This window comes from Nocardia sp. NPDC004860 (assembly GCF_040609015.1).
In the GTDB taxonomy this organism is placed as follows: domain Bacteria; phylum Actinomycetota; class Actinomycetes; order Mycobacteriales; family Mycobacteriaceae; genus Nocardia.
The window spans coordinates 141,122-160,497 of sequence record NZ_JBEXJI010000023.1 but is presented as its reverse complement, the minus strand read 5'-3'; the positions used below and the strand labels follow the sequence as shown (position 1 = coordinate 160,497).

The 19,376-nt window shown below is 69.5% G+C and carries 15 protein-coding genes, 1 rRNA gene and 2 pseudogenes; 13 read left to right on the top strand and 5 right to left on the bottom strand.

What is annotated here, in order from left to right; all coding sequences use genetic code 11:
• Window positions 1-152 precede the first annotated feature (152 nt).
• The 7 genes and pseudogenes from rrf to recN all read left to right on the top strand — a co-directional run bounded on the left by rrf (window position 153) and on the right by recN (window position 7,470).
• A 5S ribosomal RNA gene (gene rrf, locus ABZV44_RS32785) occupies window positions 153-269 on the top strand.
• Window positions 270-1,553: 1,284 nt separating this feature from the next.
• Window positions 1,554-2,285, top strand: a pseudogene (locus ABZV44_RS32780) (hypothetical protein); the annotation flags it as partial.
• A gap of 273 nt (window positions 2,286-2,558) precedes the next feature.
• Entirely contained in the window at window positions 2,559-3,461 is a 903-nt protein-coding gene (locus ABZV44_RS32775) for an HAD-IIA family hydrolase (RefSeq protein WP_354844862.1), read from the top strand.
• Between the two features lie 165 nt (window positions 3,462-3,626).
• Complete coding sequence (locus tag ABZV44_RS32770; protein ID WP_354844860.1) at window positions 3,627-3,857, top strand: hypothetical protein; 231 nt, start codon at window positions 3,627-3,629, stop codon at window positions 3,855-3,857.
• A 1-nt stretch (window position 3,858) separates the two neighbouring features.
• On the top strand, window positions 3,859-4,749 hold the full coding sequence (locus tag ABZV44_RS32765; RefSeq protein WP_354844858.1) for a TlyA family RNA methyltransferase: 891 nt from the start codon (window positions 3,859-3,861) through the stop codon (window positions 4,747-4,749).
• Window positions 4,746-5,711: an NAD kinase gene (locus ABZV44_RS32760; RefSeq protein WP_354844855.1), complete on the top strand. Its 966-nt coding sequence runs from the start codon at window positions 4,746-4,748 to the stop codon at window positions 5,709-5,711. Before ABZV44_RS32765 ends, ABZV44_RS32760 begins: the two co-directional genes overlap by 4 nt.
• Window positions 5,689-7,470, top strand: coding sequence for a DNA repair protein RecN (gene recN, locus ABZV44_RS32755; RefSeq protein ID WP_354844853.1), 1,782 nt, complete (start codon window positions 5,689-5,691; stop codon window positions 7,468-7,470). Before ABZV44_RS32760 ends, recN begins: the two co-directional genes overlap by 23 nt.
• A 97-nt stretch (window positions 7,471-7,567) precedes the next feature.
• Here recN and ABZV44_RS32750 read toward each other — a convergent pair whose 3' ends face one another.
• Window positions 7,568-7,987, bottom strand: coding sequence for an SRPBCC family protein (locus ABZV44_RS32750; protein ID WP_354844850.1), 420 nt, complete (start codon window positions 7,985-7,987; stop codon window positions 7,568-7,570).
• A gap of 274 nt (window positions 7,988-8,261) precedes the next feature.
• Here ABZV44_RS32750 and steA point away from each other — a divergent pair, with 274 nt between their 5' ends.
• From steA to xerD, 5 genes are all read left to right on the top strand, one after another.
• Window positions 8,262-9,473, top strand: a complete 1,212-nt coding sequence (gene steA / locus ABZV44_RS32745) for a putative cytokinetic ring protein SteA (protein WP_354844847.1) — start codon at window positions 8,262-8,264, stop codon at window positions 9,471-9,473.
• 7 nt (window positions 9,474-9,480) lie between these two features.
• On the top strand, window positions 9,481-10,401 hold the full coding sequence (locus tag ABZV44_RS32740; protein ID WP_354844845.1) for a copper transporter: 921 nt from the start codon (window positions 9,481-9,483) through the stop codon (window positions 10,399-10,401).
• A 152-nt stretch (window positions 10,402-10,553) separates the two neighbouring features.
• A complete protein-coding gene (locus tag ABZV44_RS32735) occupies window positions 10,554-12,281 on the top strand; it encodes a CTP synthase (protein WP_354844842.1) in 1,728 nt (575 codons plus the stop codon).
• A gap of 95 nt (window positions 12,282-12,376) precedes the next feature.
• A complete protein-coding gene (locus ABZV44_RS32730; protein ID WP_354844839.1) occupies window positions 12,377-13,030 on the top strand; it encodes an NUDIX hydrolase in 654 nt (217 codons plus the stop codon).
• A 78-nt stretch (window positions 13,031-13,108) separates the two neighbouring features.
• Window positions 13,109-14,029: a site-specific tyrosine recombinase XerD gene (gene xerD / locus ABZV44_RS32725; RefSeq protein WP_354844836.1), complete on the top strand. Its 921-nt coding sequence runs from the start codon at window positions 13,109-13,111 to the stop codon at window positions 14,027-14,029.
• A gap of 155 nt (window positions 14,030-14,184) precedes the next feature.
• Here xerD and ABZV44_RS32720 read toward each other — a convergent pair whose 3' ends face one another.
• The gene (locus ABZV44_RS32720; RefSeq protein WP_354844833.1) at window positions 14,185-14,757 is read right to left on the bottom strand and encodes a TetR/AcrR family transcriptional regulator; all 573 of its coding nucleotides are present in this window, start codon (window positions 14,755-14,757) and stop codon (window positions 14,185-14,187) included.
• Between the two features lie 251 nt (window positions 14,758-15,008).
• Between ABZV44_RS32720 and ABZV44_RS32715 the strand changes: the two genes are divergently transcribed.
• Window positions 15,009-15,653: a nitroreductase family deazaflavin-dependent oxidoreductase gene (locus ABZV44_RS32715; protein ID WP_354844831.1), complete on the top strand. Its 645-nt coding sequence runs from the start codon at window positions 15,009-15,011 to the stop codon at window positions 15,651-15,653.
• 74 nt (window positions 15,654-15,727) lie between these two features.
• Here ABZV44_RS32715 and der read toward each other — a convergent pair whose 3' ends face one another.
• The 3 genes and pseudogenes from der to ABZV44_RS32700 all read right to left on the bottom strand — a co-directional run.
• The gene (gene der / locus ABZV44_RS32710; protein WP_354844828.1) at window positions 15,728-17,143 is read right to left on the bottom strand and encodes a ribosome biogenesis GTPase Der; all 1,416 of its coding nucleotides are present in this window, start codon (window positions 17,141-17,143) and stop codon (window positions 15,728-15,730) included.
• Window positions 17,140-17,808: a (d)CMP kinase gene (cmk, locus tag ABZV44_RS32705; RefSeq protein ID WP_354844899.1), complete on the bottom strand. Its 669-nt coding sequence runs from the start codon at window positions 17,806-17,808 to the stop codon at window positions 17,140-17,142. Before cmk ends, der begins: the two co-directional genes overlap by 4 nt.
• 65 nt (window positions 17,809-17,873) lie before the next feature.
• Window positions 17,874-18,731: pseudogene (locus ABZV44_RS32700) on the bottom strand (pseudouridine synthase); the annotation flags it as partial.
• Window positions 18,732-19,376: the final 645 nt, after the last annotated feature.

Genomic DNA, 19,376 nt, shown 5'->3' with positions numbered 1-19,376 from the left:
GTAACAGATGTAGGTGACTGGTACTAATAGGCCGAGGACTTACCAACAAAGAAGCTACGCGTCCACTGTGCAGTATCTGAAACAACACACAGATCACTGAGACTCACAGCCCCGCTCGGGGTTTGGCTCTCTGTGTGACAGTTTCATAGAGTTACGGCGGCTATAGCGGTGGGGAAACGCCCGGTCCCATTCCGAACCCGGAAGCTAAGGCCACCTGCGCCGATGGTACTGCACTCGACAGGGTGTGGGAGAGTAGGACACCGCCGGAACATCCTTCGCGAAAGGGGACCCTTACCGGGTCCCCTTTCGGCGTTTGACCACCCGGTGCTGCGTTGACGCTCGAGAGCGGCGTGATTGAATTCATGGGTAGGTGGGATCGCCCGCCGGCCCTCCTCACGCGCTCCAGCGCCGTGGCCGGGTACCGCAGGCTACAAGAACAGAGAGGGATCACCGTGGCGGAGCAGAACGACGGCCGCAAACCCTTCCGCCGTAACAGTGGTGGGACCGGACAGGGCGGCTATGGCCGGCGCGACGAAGGCGAACGCCGCGACCAGGGACGGTCGTCGGGCGGACCGCGCCGCGAGCGCGATGGCGGCCGTGAGGGCGGATTCAACCGCAGCGGTGGCGGATTCAACCGCGGTCGTGACAATGAGCGTGGCGGCTACCGCTCCGAGGGCGACCGCGATCGCGGCGGCTATCGGGGCGAGGGCGGCAGCCGCGGCGGGTCCGAGCGCGAAGGCGGCCGGGGCGGCTACAACCGCGAGGGCGGATTCAACCGCGGCGAGCGTCGCGAGGGCGGCTTCGACCGTGGTGACCGTCGTGAAGGCGGTTTCCATCGTGGCGAGCGTCGCGAGGGCGGCTCCGATCGCGGCGGTGATCGTCGTGAGGGCGGCTTCAACCGTGGTGACCGTCGTGAAGGCGGTTTCCATCGTGGCGAGCGTCGCGAGGGCGGCTTCAACCGAGGTGGCGACCGTGACGGTGGCTTCAACCGCGGCGGCGAGCGTCGCGAAGGTGGCTTCAACCGTGGCGACCGTGACGGTGGCTTCAACCGTGGTGACCGTCGTGAAGGCGGTTTCGACCGCGGTGAGCGTCGTGAGGGCGGTTTCCAGCGCAGCGGTGATCGTCGTGAGGGCGGTTTCCAGCGCAGCGGTGATCGTCGTGAGGGCGGATTCAACCGTGGCGAGCGTCGCGAGGGCGGTTTCGACCGTGGCGATCGTCGCGAGGGCGGTTTCCAGCGCAGCGGTGATCGTCGTGAGGGTGGATTCAACCGTGGCGAGCGTCGCGAGGGAGGTTTCAACCGGGGAGACCGTCGTGAAGGCGGCTTCAACCGGGGAGACCGTCGTGACGGTGGCTCCGATCGCGGCGGTGATCGTCGTGAAGGCGGGTTCAACCGTGGTGGGGGACGGGGCTTCGACCGGGACCGCGGGGAGCGGGAGGAGCGGAAGGGCTTCGCGCGCAACGGGTTCGCGGATGAGCGTCCGGAGTACCCGGGGGCGGGACAGGATGCCGAGCGGGCCGGGAACGGTGCGAGCGCGAGGTCGTTCGAGGGCGAGCGTCGCCGCGGTGGCGAGGGCGCGCGGGTCAGCGGCGGCCGGCCGGGGGAGCGGCGTTCGGGTCGTCCCGATGAGCCGAACCTGCCGGACGACGTGCAGGCCTCCGATCTCGAGCCGGCGGTGCGGCGCGATCTGCTGAGCCTGGACAAGGGCAATGCCGAGTCGGTGGCCCGGCACCTGGTCATGGTGGCGCAGCTGCTGGACGAGGATCCGGAGCTGGCACTGGAGCACGCCCGCGCTGCCCGGCAGCGGGCCGGCCGCATCGCGGTGGTGCGCGAGACCGCCGGTGTCGCGGCCTATCACGCGGGTGAATGGGCCGAGGCGCTGTCGGAGCTGCGGACCGCGCGCCGCATGTCCGGCGGCTCGGGTCTGCTGGCCGTCATGGCCGACTGTGAGCGTGGTCTGGGCCGTCCCGAGCGTGCCATCGAGCTGGGCCGCAGCGATGAGGCCCGGGCCCTGCAGGGCGACGAGGCCACCGAGCTGCGCATCGTGGTCGCCGGCGCCCGGATGGATCTGGGGCAGTTCGACCAGGCCGTCGTCACGCTACAGACCGCCGAGCTGGATCCGGCGCGCACCGGTTCCGCGGCCGCGCGCCTGTTCTACGCCTACGCCGAGGCCCTGCTGGCAGCCGGTCGCGAAGACGAAGCGCTGACCTGGTTCATGAACGCCGCCTCCGCCGACCTGGACGGCGAGACCGACGCCGAGGACCGCGCCGCCGAACTCTCCGGCGACGGTGACGGCGGCGCGGACTGGACCGCAGCGTTCGACGAGGACGACGACGAGGACGAGGACGACGCGGATTCCGCTGCGGCGGAGGAGGATTCCGACGCCGAGGACACCGCTGCCGAGTCGGAGCCGTCCGGGAAAGCCGCGGATGGTTCGGGCAAGCCCGCGGACGACTCCGAGAACTGAGGACCGGCAAGTGATTTCGACCGTGCGGCCGCGCAACAGCGCAGCCGCACGGTCGTTTTTGATTCTGTGAAGAGTGACGAGAGGGACGGCGTAATGCGACTGCGGGATCGGTTCGAGGCATTGCTGTTGGATCTGGACGGAACGCTGTTCCGCGGCCACGAGCCGATTCCGGGTGCGTCGGAAGCACTTTCGGCGGGCGATCCGGAACAGCGCCTGATGTATGTCACCAACAATGCGAGCCGCTCGGCCGACGCGGTGGCCTTCCACCTGCGGGAGCTCGGTTTCGACGCCCACGAGGACGAGGTGGTGACCAGCGCGCAGGCAGCCGCGCGCGTGCTGGCGCAGCGGATCCCGCCGGGGTCGACGGTGCTGGTGGTCGGCACTGATGACCTGATGGCCGAGGTGGAGAATGTCGGCCTGCAGGCGGTCCGCCGCTTCGACGGCCTGGTGCCGAGCGCGGTGGTGCAGGGCCATTCGATGCAGACCGCCTGGGCGGATCTGGCCGAGGCCGCCTACGCGCTGCGGGCGGGGGCGCTGTGGGTGGCCGCCAATACCGACGCCACGCTCCCCACCGAGCGTGGCCTGGCTCCCGGCAACGGCTCGATGGTCGCGGCGCTGCGGCAGGCGTCGGGCCTGGAGCCGATCGTGGCGGGCAAGCCGTATGCGCCGCTGATGGAGGATGCGCTCGAGCGGGCCGGTACCCGCGACGCCCTGGTGGTCGGCGACCGCCTCGACACCGATATCGACGGTGCGCACGCTACCGGCCTGGAGTCGCTGATGGTGCTGACCGGCGTGAGCACGCTCGAGGATCTGGGCACCCAGCCCTCGGATCGCATGCCGACCTACATCGCCGAATCCCTCGACGCGCTGAATCACCCTGTCGCCGACTTCGATCCGGTCGTGCCGGGCGTCGGAGACATTGCGAAGGAGATCACGACCCGCCTGGACGCGGCCCCGGGCCGCGCCATCCGGGTCTCCTCGACGCCTCGCGGGTAATCCAGGATGTGCCGGTCGGCGGGGGATCGGTAAGCGGTGGGGTACGTGTGTTCGAATGCGGGTTCGGGTAGCGTTGTCGCCACGATGACTATGCCCACGCCTCGCCCGCAGTTTCCCGCGCCGGGATCCCCTCTCGGGACGCCGGGGCCCCGTCCGGGGGCGCCGTTGCCCGGGCAGCATCTGCCGGGTGCGAATCAGGAGTTCGCCGACCCGGAGCGGGTGAAGGTGGAGGTGGCCGCGCTGCTGGCCGAATTGTCGGCGGGCGCACCGAATCCGGGCTTCCCGGGCGCGCCGAGTGTGCACTCGGAGGGCACCGATATCGTGCGGCGGGCCAAGATTCTGGAGCAGGCGCACGAGGTGCTGGTACAGGCCCTGGCCACGGTGGACAAGATCTGAGGTGGCCAGGCGCGCACGGGTGGACGCGGAACTGGTTCGCCGTGGATTGGCGCGGTCGCGGGAACACGCGGTCGAGCTGATCAACGCGGGCCGCGTCCTGATCAATGGGTCGGTCGCCACCAAGGCGGCCACGGGAGTCGAGGCGGGCACGCCGCTGCTGGTGCGGGAGGAACCCGACGAGGTGCAGTGGGCCTCGCGCGGCGCGCACAAACTGCTGGGCGCGCTCGAGGCGTTCGAGCCGCAGGGCGTGTCGGTCGAGGGCAAGCGGTGCCTGGACGCGGGCGCGTCTACAGGTGGATTCACCGATGTGTTGCTGTCGCGCGGAGCCGAGGAGGTGGTGGCCGCCGACGTCGGGTACGGCCAGCTGATCTGGCGGCTGCAGAACGATGACCGCGTCCGCGTGCACGACCGCACCAATGTGCGGCAGCTGACGCCCGAACTCATCGGCGGCACAGTCGAATTGGTTGTCGCCGACCTGTCGTTCATCTCTCTCGGCCTGGTGCTGCCCGCGCTGGCCGCCTGCTGTGCGCCGGGCGCGGATCTGCTGCCCATGGTGAAGCCGCAGTTCGAGGTGGGTAAGGATCGCGTGGGATCCGGTGGTGTGGTGCGGGATCCGGCCCTGCGCGCCGAGGCGGTGCGCGAAGTCGCCGCCGCGGCAGCGAAACTCGGGCTGCGCACGCGTGGCGTGACGGCCAGCCCGCTGCCCGGTCCGTCCGGGAATGTCGAGTATTTCCTCTGGTTGCGCAAGGAGACCGGCGCGCCGGCGCGTCCGGAGACCGAGCCCGCTGCGGCCGGTGACGGCGCGGACGTCGGTGGGGGCGCATACGATGCAGACGAGGCGGCGCGTGTGGCGGCGCTGATCGAGCGTGCGGTGCAGGAGGGTCCACAGTGAACGCGGCTAGCCCGGCCAGGGAGGTTCTGCTGGTCGCGCATCCGGGACGGCCGGAGATCCTTGATACCGCGCACCGGGTCGCGAAGATCCTGTGCGGGGCCGGGATGGGGCTGCGCGTGCTCGAGGACGAGGCGTACAGCACCCGCTTCGACATCGACGACGACGGCGCGGCCGATGGGTACCCGGTGCGGGTAATGGCACACGATCTCGACGCGGCGGTCGGCACCGAGATGGTGCTGGCGCTCGGCGGTGACGGGACGTTCCTGCGGGCGGCCGAACTCGCCCGCAGTGCCTCGGTGCCGGTGCTCGGAATCAATCTGGGGCGCATCGGTTTTCTCACCGAGGCCGAGGCCGAGCACCTGGACGAGGCGCTGTCCCAGGTGGTGCGGCGCGACTACACCGTCGAGGAGCGGATGACCATCGACGTCACCGTGCGCGTCGACGATGTGGTGGTGGAGCGCGGCTGGGCGTTGAACGAGGCCAGCATCGAGAACGCGGCGCGCATGGGCGTGCTGGAGGTGGTGCTGGAGGTGGACGGCCGACCGGTGTCGGCCTTCGGCTGCGACGGTGTGTTGATCGCCACGCCGACCGGGTCCACCGCCTACGCCTTCTCGGCGGGCGGGCCGGTGGTGTGGCCGGAACTCGAAGCGCTGCTGGTGATCCCGTCCAATGCGCACGCCCTGTTCGCGCGGCCCCTGGTGACCAGCCCGAATTCGCTGATCGCGGTGGAAACCGTTGCGACGGGCCATGATGCGATCGTTTTCCTCGACGGCCGACGCACCCTCGCACTGCCGCGGGGCGGCCGGGTCGAGACGGTCCGCGGGACCGACCCGGTGCGGTGGGTTCGGCTCGACTCCGCGCCGTTCGCCGATCGGATGGTGCGCAAATTCCAGTTGCCCGTGACAGGCTGGCGTGGCCGACGGCGAACGGAGAGCACGAGTGCTGACAGAGATCAGGATTGACGGGCTGGGCGTAATTTCCACCGCCACCGCACAATTCCACGAGGGTTTGACCGTTTTGACCGGTGAGACCGGTGCGGGCAAGACCATGGTGGTGACGAGCCTGCACTTGCTCAGCGGCGCCCGCGCCGATGCGGGACGGGTGCGCCTCGGGGCGTCGCGGGCCGTGGTGGAGGGCCGTTTCACCGTGGACGAGGTGCACGACGGCGCCCTCGGCGAGGTCGAGCAGGTGCTGGAATCCACCGGCGCCGAACGCGATGACGACGGCAGCATCATCGCCGTCCGCACGGTCGGATCCGATGGCCGCTCCCGCGCCCACCTGGGTGGCCGCAGCGTGCCGGCCGCGGTGCTCGCGGACTTCACCACCCCGCTGCTCACCGTGCACGGGCAGAACGATCAGCTGCGGCTGCAGCGGCCCGACCAGCAGCTGCACGCGCTGGACCAGTTCGCCTCCGACGCGGTGGCGCCGCTGCTGGCCAAGTACCAGAAGGCCCGAAAGGCCTGGCTGGACAAGCGCAATCAGCTGCTCGAGCGGACCGCGCGCAGCCGGGAGCTGGCCCTGGAAGCCGACCATCTGACGCAGTCGCTGGCCGAGATCGACGCCGTCGCGCCGGAACCCGGCGAGGACGACCACCTGGTGGCCGAGGTGCGCCGGCTGTCGGATCTGGATTCGCTGCGCGAGGCCGCCTCCACCGCGCACGACGCGCTGGCCGGTCCGGCCGATTCGCCGGGTGAGGACGCGGGCGCCCTGGATCTGCTGGGCACCGCGCGCGCCCGCATCGAAGCCTCCGACGATCCGATCCTGACCGCGCTGGCTCCCCGTCTGGGCGAGGCGATTTCGGTGGTGGTGGATCTGACCACCGAGCTCAGCTCCTACCTGTCGGACCTGCCGTCCGATCCGGGCGCGCTGGAGTCCATGCTGACCCGCCAGGCCGAGCTGAAGACGCTGACCCGCAAGTACGCGCCGGATATCGACGGGGTCATCAAGTGGGCCGAGGAGGCGCGCACGCGCCTGGACTCGCTGGACGTGTCGGAGGAGGCGCTGGCGGCGCTGGCCGCGGATGTCGAGACCGCGGCCGAGAAGGTGCGTGAAACGGCCAAGAAGCTGACCGCGGCCCGCAGCAAGGCTGCGGGGAAGCTGGCGTCGGCGGTGAGCACCGAACTGGGCGGTCTGGCCATGGGTCGTGCCCGGCTCGAGGTCGGTGTCGGTCCCGTCCTTGCGGGCGTGCAGGATTCGGCCCCGCTGGTCATCGACGGCACGGAACTGCATGCCGGCTCGACCGGCGTGGACGAGGTGGAATTCCGCCTGGCCGCCCACTCCGGCGCGCACCCGCTGCCGCTGAGCAAGAGCGCCTCCGGCGGTGAGCTCTCCCGGATCATGCTCGCCCTGGAAGTGGTTCTCGCCAGCTCCGAACATGGCACCACCATGGTCTTCGACGAGGTTGATGCCGGTGTCGGCGGCCGCGCCGCCGTCGAGATCGGCCGCCGCCTGGCCCGTCTGGCCCGCACCCACCAGGTCATCGTCGTCACCCACCTGCCGCAGGTGGCCGCCTTCGCCGACACCCACTTGGTGGTCGACAAGCTCGACGACGGCAAGGCCGTCAGATCCGGTGTCAAGGCCCTCACCCAGGACGAACGCGTCGTCGAACTCGCCCGCATGCTGGCGGGCATGGGCGACACCGAAACCGGCCGCGCCCACGCCTGGGAACTTCTCACCACCGCGGACGCCGAGAAGGTCGGCGCCGCCGTCTCGGGCGAGTAACCGGGCACCGAGACAGAAAAACCGGCCGGGACCGCGAAGGATCCGGCCGGTTCTGTCCGTGCCGCCGCGCCGACTCCGAAGGCGCGGTGGCCGAGCGTTACTTGATCGCCTTGCGCACTCCGCCGATGAGGGCGTTGGTGAGGGCGCGGAGGCCGGGCTCGAGGATCTGGGCGGGGACGGGGAGGCTGGGCTCGGACTCCATGGTGTAGACGACCCGGGTGCCGCCCGGCGCGTCGGAGAAGCTGATGGTGCCGACGTGCCGCTTGACCGGGGCGCCCGCGATGACGCGGTAGACCATGCGCTCATTGGGGACGAGCTCGGTGGTCTCCTCGGTCGGGCCGATGCCGGCCAGGCCCAGGTGGTACTGCGCGCCGACGCCGGACGGGCTCCCGATACCCGGCTTCTTCAGTGAAATCTGAATGGGCAGAAAGGCATTGAGGCTGTCGCGCTCGGTGAAGAGCTTGTAGACGACCTCACGCGGGGCGGGTAGGACGGTATCAACGGTGGTGCTGGCCATGTCCGGAGCATAGCCTTACCGGTCGGTAAGATGGAAGGTGCGATCGGCCTGCGCCCGCGGCGCCCGTATGCGGGCGTGACTACTGATTTCGTGCCGATTGGGGTAACTCGCCGGGTACGTCCGACATAGATTCGGCACCAAACTGATAGCACGGATGCATGACCGTTGAGGGCTCTCGGCTGCCCGCTGAAGTTCCGGGGGAGGCGGAGCGGATAGTTTGCTGACCGGCGCGCCTCCATCAAAGGTTGAGACTTTGCCGTAATCATCGATCGTTATGAAGATGCTGGCCCTCTTGTCGCGTAATACCGAAACGCTGCCGGGTCTGACCGGGATGGCCCGGGTGGACCGCAACACCAGGCGTTTGCTCCAGCGCGTGGGGCCTGGCGACGTGGTGGTGCTCGATGAGATGGACCTGGATCGGCTCACCGCCGACCGGCTCGTCGAAGCACAGGTGGCGGTGGTGGTGAACGCCTCGCCGTCGATCTCCGGGCGATATCCGAACCTCGGTCCGGAAGTGCTGGTGGCCAATGGCATCCAGTTGCTTGACGCGGTGAGCTCGGATGTCTTCAAGAAGATCAAGGACGGCGCCAAGGTTCGCGTCGAGGGTGGCGTCGTCTACGCGGACAAACTGGCGAAGAAGGAACCCGAGGCACTCGTCGAGGGCATCGAGCTCACCGAGGTCACCATCGCCGAGCGCATGATCGAGGCGCGCAACGGGCTCGCCGACCATCTGGAAGCCTTCTCCGGCAACACCATCGAGTTCATCCGCACCGAATCCTCCTTGCTCATCGATGGAATCGGCGTGCCGGATGTCGAAGTCGACATGAAGAAGCGGCATGTCGTGGTGGTGGCCGACGGTCCCGAGCACATCGACGACCTCAAGCGCATCAAGCCGTTCATCAAGGAGTACGCGCCGATCCTGATCGGCGTCGGCCGGGGCGCGGACACCCTGACCCGCCACGGCTACCGGCCCGACCTCATCGTCGGTGACCCGGAGGAGATCACCGCGAACACGCTGAAGTCCGGCGCGGAGGTGATCCTGCCCGCCGATACCGACGGCCACGCCAAGGGTTTGGAGCGTATCCAGGATCTGGGCATCGGCGCGACCACCTTCCCGTCCTCGGGCGCGCCCGCGGATCTGGCGCTGCTGCTGGCGGATCACCACGGCGCGTCGCTGATCGTCACCGTCGGTGCGGCGGCCTCGCTGGACGACTTCTTCGACCGTGGCCGGCGCGATTCGAATCCGGCCACCTTCCTGACCCGCCTGAAAATGGGCACCAAGCTCATGGACGCGAAAGCCGTTGCCTCGCTGTACCGACACCGGGGCTCCGGCTGGGCGGTCGCGCTGGTGGTGCTCGCGGCGCTGGTGGCCCTGGTGGTCGCGCTGCTGGCCACCCACATGGGCGTTGAGGCGCTGACCTGGACCGCCGACACCTGGCATCGCGGATCGCACTGGGTGCAGGGCCTATTCGACCGGCACAGGTAGGGGACCGATGATTTCCTTTCGCCACCACGCGATTTCGATCGCCGCGGTATTCCTGGCCCTGGCGGTCGGCGTGGTGCTGGGCACCCGCGCACAAGGCAATGGGTTGTTTCCCGGCACGGGCGACCGGCAGCAGATCGACGATCTGCGTGCCGAGAACGGGCGTTTGAACGAACAGGTGAAGGCGGCCGACGCCTTCCTGTCGGGCTCGGCGGGCAAGCTGCTGGCGGGCGCGCTGGCCGACCGATCGGTCCTCGTCTTCACCACCCCCGACGCCGACAGCGGCGACGCCGATGCCGTCACCGCGGCCCTCACCACCGCGGGCGCCGCGGTCACCGGCCGGATCGGCCTGACCGGCGCGTTCGCCGACTCCTCCGAGGGCGACCGACTACGTACCGCGCTGCTGAACGTGGTCCCCGCCGGCGCGCAGCTGAAGGTCGACGCCGTCGATCAAGGCAGCCTCGCGGGCGATCTGCTCGGCCAGGTGCTGCTCGACGATCCGGTCAGCGGGCAGGTGCGCGGCACCCCGCAGGAGCGGGGCCTGGCCCTCGAGACATTGCGCGGCGGCGGCTTCCTGACCTTCGCCGAGGTGCAGCCCGCCCAGCTGGCCGTGGTGGTCACCGGCGACGGGGCGCGGGCCGACGAGAACAACCGCGGCACCATCATCGCCCGGTTCGCCGGGGGTCTGCGGTCCCACAGTGCCGGGGTGGTGCTGGCGGGTCGCTACGGGGCCGCCGAGGGGCCCGGGGCGATCGCCGTGACACGGTCCGAGGGTGGGCTGTCGACCGTCACGACCGTCGACAATGTCGATCGTGAGATCGGGCGGATCACCACCGTGCTCGGGCTCACCGAGCAGTTGAACGGCGGTACCGGCCGTTACGGCACGGGTGAGAAGGCGACCTCGCTCACAGTCGCGGCCATGCCGCACTGAGACGATCCCCGGGCCGCAGGTCGGAAAGCCCCGGCCACGCCGATGGCGGCATGGGGAAGGCTTCCCGCGACACGCGGAATCGAGCCAATCGCGGGCAACCAACATGCGCGGCATGCGATCGGCGTCGCCGATCCGTGTTACCGTGAAGTCCCGTGGGTCAATCACGGATTCCGGCGCGCGCGGCCACGAAACATATCTTCGTCAGCGGTGGCGTCGCCTCTTCACTCGGTAAGGGTCTGACCGCCTCCAGCCTCGGTCAGCTGCTCACTTCACGCGGACTCCGCGTCACGATGCAGAAGCTGGATCCGTACCTGAATGTCGATCCCGGCACCATGAACCCCTTCCAGCACGGTGAGGTGTTCGTGACCGAGGACGGCGCGGAGACGGACCTCGATGTCGGCCACTACGAACGGTTCCTGGATCGCGATCTGTCCGGGGACGCCAATGTCACCACCGGTCAGGTGTACTCGAAGGTGATCGCCAAGGAGCGCCGGGGTGAGTACCTCGGTGACACCGTGCAGGTGATCCCGCACATCACCGATGAGATCAAGAGTCGCATTCTCGCCATGACGGGACCGGACCTGCACGGGCAGGCGCCGGATGTGGTGATCACCGAAATCGGTGGCACCGTGGGCGATATCGAGTCGCAGCCGTTCCTCGAGGCGGCGCGGCAGATTCGCCACGAGGTGGGTCGCGACAACTGCTTCTTCCTGCACGTCACGCTGGTGCCCTACCTGGGTCCCTCGGGCGAGCTCAAGACCAAGCCGACCCAGCACTCGGTGGCGGCGCTGCGCAATATCGGTATCCAGCCCGACGCGCTCATCCTGCGCTGCGACCGCGAGGTGCCGCAGCCGCTGAAGAACAAGATCGCGCTCATGTGCGACGTGGATGTGGACGCCTGCATCTCCACGCCGGACGCGCCGTCGATCTACGACATTCCGAAGGTGCTGCACCGGGAAGGCTTGGACGCCTACGTCGTTCGCAAGCTGGGACTGCCCTTCCGCGACGTCGACTGGACGGTCTGGGGCGATCTGCTGGACCGCGTGCACAACCCGCGCGAAGAGGTCACCGTCGCGCTGGTCGGCAAGTACGTGGACCTGCCCGACGCCTACCTGTCGGTCACCGAGGCGCTGCGCGCGGGCGGTTTCGCCTCGCGGGCCAAGGTGAACATCCGCTGGGTGCAGTCCGACGAGTGCGAGACCGAGGCGGGTGCGCGGTCGCACCTGGCCGACGTGGACGCCATCCTGATCCCGGGCGGTTTCGGCATTCGCGGCATCGAGGGCAAGGTGGGCGCCATCCACTACGCCCGCGAGCACAAGATTCCGCTGCTGGGCCTGTGCCTGGGTCTGCAGTGCGTGGTCATCGAGGCGGCGCGCTCGGTGGGCATGAAGGACGCCAACTCGGCGGAATTCGAGCCCGACACCAAGTACCCGGTCATCTCGACCATGGCCGACCAGGAGCAGATCGTGGCCGGCGAGGCCGATCTGGGCGGCACCATGCGGCTCGGCGCGTACCCGGCTGTGCTGCAGCAGGATTCGCTGGTGGCGCGGGCGTACGGCGAGACCGAGGTCTCCGAGCGGCACCGGCACCGGTACGAGGTCAACAACACCTTCCGCGACAAGATCGCCAAGAGCGGCCTGAAGTTCAGCGGCACCTCCCCGAACGGCCACCTGGTCGAGTTCGTGGAGTACTCGCAGGACAAGCACCCGTTCCTGGTCGCCACCCAGGCGCACCCGGAGCTCAAGTCCCGTCCGACGCGCCCGCACCCGCTGTTCGCGGCGCTGATCTCGGCGGCGCTGGAATACAAGGCCGCCGAACGGCTTCCGGTGGAGATTCCCGACGAGGTGCCCGCCGCGGAGGCCGAGAAGGTCTCCAAGTGATCCCCGCCTGACCGGGATTCCACGGCCCGCCCGAGCATTCGACGAGTGCTCGGGCGGTTTCGTATCCGCCCGGGTATCCGCGCTACGGTTCTGGAATGACCTCCTCGGAACCGGTCCCCGGCACACACGATTTCGATGTCCTGTCCAGTCGCACGGTGTACTCGGGCGCGATCCTGGCGCTGCGGTTGGACCAGGTGGTCATGCCCGGTGGCAGGGTCGCCGAGCGAGAGGTGATCGAGCATCACGGGGCGGTCGCCGTGGCGGCGCTGGACGACGACGACAATCTGGTGCTGGTGAATCAGTATCGGCATCCGATCGGGCGGCGGCTGCTGGAGCTGCCGGCCGGACTGCTGGACAAGGCGGGCGAGGATCCCCTCGAAGCCGCCCATCGGGAGCTGGCCGAGGAGACCGGGCTGGCCGCGCGCGAGTGGTCGGTGCTGGTCGATGTGGCGCTCTCGCCCGGGTTCACCGATGAGGCGCTGCGGGTGTATCTGGCGACCGGGCTCTACGAAATCGACCGTCCGGACCCGGAAATGGAGGAGGCCGACCTCCAGATCCTGCGGATGCCGTTGACGGAGGCCGTACACGCCGCGCTGGCGGGCGACATCACCAATGCCACCGCCGTGGCCGGGGTGACCGCGTTGATGACGGCCCGGTCCAGCGGGGCTCGGCTGCGGCCCGCCGATGCGCCCTGGCCGGGTATGCCCACCGCGTTCCTGGATCGCAAGGCGCGGGAGGCATCGCAGTAGATCCCGATTGGGAAACTTGTTCGCTTCGCCGGGTTCGGGTCGGGGAGTTCGTCGGTGGCGGCTGCAAAGATGTGAGCCGTGCTGAAGCGGCAGATCGACGCGTACCTCGACCATTTGGCGGTCGAGCGCGGCGCCGCGCGCAATACGCTCAGCGCCTATCGGCGGGATCTGGGTCGCTACCGGTACTTTCTGACCGAGCGCGGAGTGGAAACGCTTGCGCGCGTGGCCGAATCGGACATCGCCGACTACATGGTGTCGCTGCGGTCGGGGGACTCCGAGCATCCCGCCCTGGCGGCCTCGTCGGCGTCGCGGGCCCTGGTCGCCGTCCGCGGGCTGCACCGGTTCGCGACCGCGGAGGGCATCACCGACGCGGATGTAGCGCACCCGGTGAAACCGCCGACACCCGCCCGCAGACTGCCGAAAGCCCTTCCGTACGACCAGGTTTCCCGCTTGCTCGACGCCGCCGGGGGAGATATCGCCGACGGCCCGCGCGGGCTGCGCGACCGGGCACTCCTGGAGTTGCTGTACTCCACGGGCGCTCGCATCTCCGAGATGGTCGGGCTCGACGTGGACGACATCGACACCGCCGAACGCGCGGTGGTCCTGCGCGGCAAGGGCGGCAAACAGCGCATGGTCCCGATCGGCCGCCCCGCCCTGGCCGCCCTCGACAACTACCTGGTCCGAGGCCGCCCGGCCCTCGCCACCCGAGGCAAAGGCAACGCCGCCCTCTTCCTCAATCACCGCGGCGGCCGCCTCTCCCGCCAATCCGCCTGGCAGGTCCTGCAATCAGCAGCCGACCGGGCCGGGATAGCCGCTCAGGTCTCCCCCCACACCCTGCGTCACTCCTTCGCCACCCACCTCCTCGACGGCGGCGCCGACGTCCGCGTCGTTCAGGAACTACTCGGCCACGCCTCGGTGACCACCACCCAGATCTACACCCTGGTCACCGTCGGCACCCTGCACGAGGTCTGGGCCACCGCCCACCCCCGAGCCCGCTGACCCCGCGTACAGCCTTCGAGTTGGCAACAGGGCCCGGACGATTGGCGGACGCGGTGCCGATTGTTCCGCGGAGTCCGGCGCTCGGAGATGTCGGGCTGCGTGCGATTCGGGAATTTGGGTGGCGGCGGGACCGGTCATGCCGCGGATGGCAGGGCTCAGAGACGCAGGAGGGTACGGATGATCTGGCGGACTCGGGTGGGGGCGAGTTCTGTGCCCTGAGAGGTGAAGAACAGGTGGTGGATCGAGCCGACGAGGGCGAAGGCGAGGGTGTGGGTGTCCTGGCCGGGCAGGAGGCGGCCGGCGGTTTGTTCGGCGGACAGATAGTCGGCGAAGAACCGCTCGCTGGTGTTGAGGGCCGAGTCGGCGGCGATCGCGGTGCCGATGCGGGTGGCCAGTGCGGGCCGGGCGGAGATCAGGGCGGCGGTCGGGAGGGCGCCGGAGTCGAAGAGAGTGACGGCGGCCTCGGTGAGGTTGTCGAGGATGTCGCCCTGCCCGGCGCGGGCCGGGAGGCCGGAGAGCTCGTCGACGGCGCGTTGCAGACGGTCGGCGGCGTACTCGGTGAGGAAGCCTTCGAGTCCGTCGAAGTGGTTGTGCAGGATGCCTTTCGCGCATCCGGCCTCATCGGTGATGGCTCGGCTGGTGAGGCCCGCGGCACCCTCGCGCGCCAGGATCCTGTCCGCGGCGGCGAACAGTTCGGGGCGCAGATCGGGCCGTGGAACGCCACGCATGCTTCGCTCTTCCCCTTCCGGCGTCGGATCGACCGATTCGCCGACCGCCCTGAATATCCGGTCAAGTCTATTGGCCCGCGCCCGGGCAACGACTCTCGAGGCTCACACCAGGCCGGAATCTCCCGGCTCGCACATCGGCGGAAACCGTGGCTTCGCTCTCAGCGGTGCAGTGTTGCCTACTATGGGCGATCGCCCATAGTATATGGGCAAATGCCCATAGTGGTTCTTGCCTGTTGAGGAAAACGCGAATCATGAACCCCACGAGAAATCTTCATGCCATGCCCGGTTCCCGCCGCCGCGGCATCGCGGCCGTCGGCGGGCTGGGCACCGTGCTCATCGCCCTGCATCTGGCGATCGCCGCGTTCGGCGCCGCCGCGCTGTGGGATTGGCTCGGCGGGCTGCTCGCCGGATTGTTCCTGGTCGTCTTCGCCGCCGTGCATGTCCTCGGCGGTGCGCGACTCGGCCACAACCTGGTGGGACGAGCCGTCTCGATGCTGGCGCGGTCCGGCGTCCGGCTCGGACCGGTCGCGCTACTGACCGTGGCAGGCAGGCAATCCGGCCTTCCCAGAACCAATCCCGTGGACGTCTTCGGTGAGGGCGACCACCGCTGGATCATCGCCACCCATTCCGGCAACGCCCAGTGGGTCCGCAACCTCCGCGCCGCAGGCCGCGCCTCCCTGGGCACCGGCCCCACCCGCACCGACTTCACCGCTGTCGAACTACCCACCGACCAAGCCACCCGGATCCTGAAAGACGTTGTCGCCCCGAGACTCTCCCGCCCCGTCGGCGGCCTGGTCCTACGCCGCACCCTCGGCCTGCCCACCCAGCCGACCACAGCAGACCTCGCCCGCACCGCCGCCACCCACCCCGTCTTCGCACTGACGCCACTGCCCTAGTCTGCGGCGGCAACGAGAAAGCCCGGGGAACGGTGCAGACCGTCACCCGGGCTTGTCTTCGGCCGTGGCGTGAGTTACTTCTTGCGTTCGCGCTTTTCGCGGACGCGGACATTCACGCGGACCGGGGAGCCGTCGAAGTTGAACTCCTCGCGGAGCTTTCGTTCGAGGAAGCGGCGGTAGCCGGCCTCGAGGAAGCCCGTGGTGAAGAGGACGAACGTCGGGGGGCGGGTGGAGGCCTGGGTGGCGAACAGGACTCGGGGGAGGCGGCCGCCGCGCATCGGGGGCGGGGTGGCGGCGATGACCTCCTTGAGCCAGTTGTTCAGGCGGCCGGTGGAGATGCGCTTGTCCCAGGAATCCAGGGCGGTTTCCATGGCGGGGACCAGCTTCTGGACGGCGCGACCCGTCTGAGCGGAGATATTGACGCGCTGGGCCCAGCGGACCTGGACCATTTCGCGGTCGATCTCGCGCTCGAGCATCTCGCGCCGGTCCTCGTCGACCAGATCCCACTTGTTGTAGGCGATCACCAGGGCGCGGCCGGCCTCGGCCACCATGGAGATGACGCGCAGGTCCTGCTCGGTGATCGGCTCCGAAGCGTCGATCAGCATGACCGCCACCTCGGCGGCCTCGATGGCCGACTTGGTGCGCAGTGACGCGTAGAACTCGTGGCCGCTGGCCGTGCTCACCTTGCGGCGCAGGCCCGCGGTGTCCACGAAACGCCAGGGCTTGCCGCCCAATTCGACGAGCGAGTCGACCGGGTCGACGGTGGTGCCCGCGATATTGTGGACGACCGAGCGCTCCTCGCCCGCCAGCCGGTTCAGCAGTGAGGACTTGCCCACATTCGGCTTGCCGACCAGCGCCACGCGGCGCGGGCCGCCGGTGAGGCCCGTTCCCTCGCGCGGGGTTTCGGGCATCACCTCCAGAATGAGGTCCAGCAGATCGCCGGTGCCGCGACCGTGCGCGGCCGAGACCAGGCGCGGCTCACCCAGGCCCATCGACCACAGCTCGGCCGCATCGGCCTCCAGCTTCTGATTGTCGACCTTGTTGGCCACCAGGATGACCGGGGTCTTGCTGCGACGCAGCGTCCGCGCCACCGCCTCGTCGGCGGAGGTCGCGCCCACGGTGACGTCCACCACCACGACGATCGCGTCGGCGGTCTGCATGGCGACCTCGGCCTGCCGGGCCACCGACTGCTGCAGGCCCTTGGCGTCGGGCTCCCAGCCGCCGGTGTCCTGCACCAGGAACCGGCGTCCGGCCCAGTTGGCCTCGTAGGAGATCCGGTCCCGGGTCACGCCAGGAATGTCCTCCACGACGGCCTCGCGGCGCCCCAGAATGCGGTTCACCAGGGTCGATTTGCCGACATTCGGCCGGCCGACGATGGCCACCGTCGGCAGCGGGATGTGCTCGGCGTCCTGCTCGCCCTCGAATTCGGCGATGTCCCAGTCGGATTCGTCCGACCAGATGCCATCACCGGCGAAGGTGTCCTGCGTCACTGCGCGCCTCCCGCTGAAATCCGTTCGGCCACTACGCGGTACAGCTCGTCGATGACCTCGTCCTTGTTCAGATCGCTGGTGTCGACCAGCACGGCGTCCTCGGCGGGACGCAGCGGCGACACCTTGCGGGTCGAATCCAGGGTGTCGCGGCGCTGCACATCGGCCAGCACGGCCTCGAAATCGTCACCCCGGCCCTCGGCGATGTTCTGCGCATTGCGTCGCGCGGCGCGGGCCTCGGCCGAGGCGGTCAGGTAGATCTTCACATCGGCCTCGGGCAGCACGACGGTGCCGATATCGCGGCCCTCGACCACGATTCGCCCCGCCGCCGCGGTCAGGTCCCGCTGCAGGGCCACCAGCTGCTCGCGCACCTCGGGCACGGCGGACACCGCCGACACCGCCTTGGTCACCGCATTGCCGCGGATCTCGTTCGACACATCCTCATCGTCGAGCAGGATGACCTCCCGGCTCGGATCGGTGCCGATGGTCAGCGGCAGCTCCTTGACCGCGACCGCGATGGCCGCGGCGTCGTCCAGGTCCACGCCGGTGCGCAGCACGCGCAGTGTCGCCACCCGGTACATGGCACCGGTGTCGAGGTAGCTGGCCCCGAGCCGGGTCGCCAGCAAGCGCGACACGCTCGACTTGCCGGTGCCCGACGGGCCGTCCATGGCGACGACCAGCCGCGCCCACCCGGTCAGCGCGCCGGTCGCGTCGATCAGACTTCCCACACCGTTCACAACGACACCGCCTCGTAGAGCTTCCCGATTTCGTCCCGGCCCAGCACGCGCAGCGTGCCCGGCCGCTGATCGCCCAGTGCGACCGGTCCAATGTGGGTGCGCACCAGCGCGGTCACCGGGTGGCCGACCTCGGCCAGCAGGCGGCGCACGATGTGCTTGCGGCCCTCGTGCAGCACCACCTTCACCAGCGACTTGCCCTGGCCGACCTCGAGCACCTGGAACCGGTCCACCTTGGCGGGGCCGTCCTCCAGCTCGACGCCGTCCTTGAGCAGCTTGCCGACCTCGCGGTTCTTGACCTCGCCGTTGACCGTGGCCAGGTAGGTCTTGGACACCTCGAAGGACGGGTGCATGAGCCGGTGCGCGAGATCGCCGTCATTGGTGAGCAGCAGCAGGCCCTCGGTGTCGGCGTCCAGGCGGCCGACGTGGAACAGCCGCTGCCCGGCCGCGATCCGCTCGGCGACGATGTCGCCCACGCACGGGCGGCCCATCTCGTCGGACATGGTCGACTGCCAGCCCTTGGGCTTGTTCAGCGCCAGGTACACCTGCTCGTCGCGGATGACGACACGCACACCGTCGACCCGGACCACGGCGGTCTGCGGATCGATGCGCAGGCCCTGCTCGCGCACGATCTTGCCGTCGACCTCGATGCGGCCGGCGTCGATCATCTCCTCGGCCGCGCGGCGCGAGGCCACACCGGCCTTCGCGAGGACCTTCTGCAGGCGCTCGCCCTCGCCCCAGGGCAGCTTCTTCGGACCGCGCTCCTCGAGGTCCACGTGCTGGTGACGCGCGGGCTTCGCATTGCTGATCAGCACGGGCGCGACGATCTTGCGCTCCGGCTTGGCGGCCTTCTTCTTGGCGGGAGTGTTCGGGGAGGTGTGCGGAGCCAGCGGGCTACCGCCGCCGATCCGGCCGCGCGAGGCATTGCGGTCCTGGCCGAAACCGGAACGGTCGGAGCCGAATCCGGTGCGCGACTGGCCGCCACGGCTGTCGCCGCCACGCCCGCCACGCGAGTCGGAACCCCAATCACCGCGAGACTGGTTGCCGCGCGCGGAGTTTCCGTACGACGAGCCGCCACGCGAGGGCGCTCCACCGCGCGAACCGCCACCGCCCCACTGGCTTTCGCCACGCGAGCCGTAGCCTTCGCGCGAGCCCGAAGCGCCGCGCGAACCGTACGAGCCGGAACCGCCACGCGACGCACCGGTTCGGGAGTCGCCGTAGGAGCCGCCGCCGCGGGAAGCGCCGCCGCGGGAGTCGCCGTAGCCGGAGCCGCCGCGGGAATCGCCGTACGAGCCGCTGCGGGATCCGCCGGCGCGCGAGTCGTAGGACCCGCTGCCGCGTCCACCGCCATACGAGCCACTGCCGCCGCGCGAATCACTGCCGCCGCGCGAGTCGCCACGGGAATTTCCGCCCCACGAGGGCGAGTCACCGCGCGAGCCGCCGCGATTCGCGGAGCCGCCACGGGGGTTGGCGGAGCCTCCGCCGTACGAGCCGCCGCCTCG

What these genes read in the sequence shown, in the direction of transcription:
- ABZV44_RS32775 (WP_354844862.1), top strand. Translation starts at nt 2,559, where the DNA reads ATGCGACTGCGGGATCGGTTCGAGGCATTGCTGTTGGATCTGGACGGA.
- ABZV44_RS32750 (WP_354844850.1), bottom strand. Translation starts at nt 7,987, where the DNA reads ATGGCCAGCACCACCGTTGATACCGTCCTACCCGCCCCGCGTGAGGTC.
- steA (WP_354844847.1), top strand. Translation starts at nt 8,262, where the DNA reads ATGAAGATGCTGGCCCTCTTGTCGCGTAATACCGAAACGCTGCCGGGT.
- ABZV44_RS32740 (WP_354844845.1), top strand. Translation starts at nt 9,481, where the DNA reads ATGATTTCCTTTCGCCACCACGCGATTTCGATCGCCGCGGTATTCCTG.
- ABZV44_RS32730 (WP_354844839.1), top strand. Translation starts at nt 12,377, where the DNA reads ATGACCTCCTCGGAACCGGTCCCCGGCACACACGATTTCGATGTCCTG.
- ABZV44_RS32720 (WP_354844833.1), bottom strand. Translation starts at nt 14,757, where the DNA reads ATGCGTGGCGTTCCACGGCCCGATCTGCGCCCCGAACTGTTCGCCGCC.
- ABZV44_RS32715 (WP_354844831.1), top strand. Translation starts at nt 15,009, where the DNA reads ATGAACCCCACGAGAAATCTTCATGCCATGCCCGGTTCCCGCCGCCGC.
- cmk (WP_354844899.1), bottom strand. Translation starts at nt 17,808, where the DNA reads ATGGACGGCCCGTCGGGCACCGGCAAGTCGAGCGTGTCGCGCTTGCTG.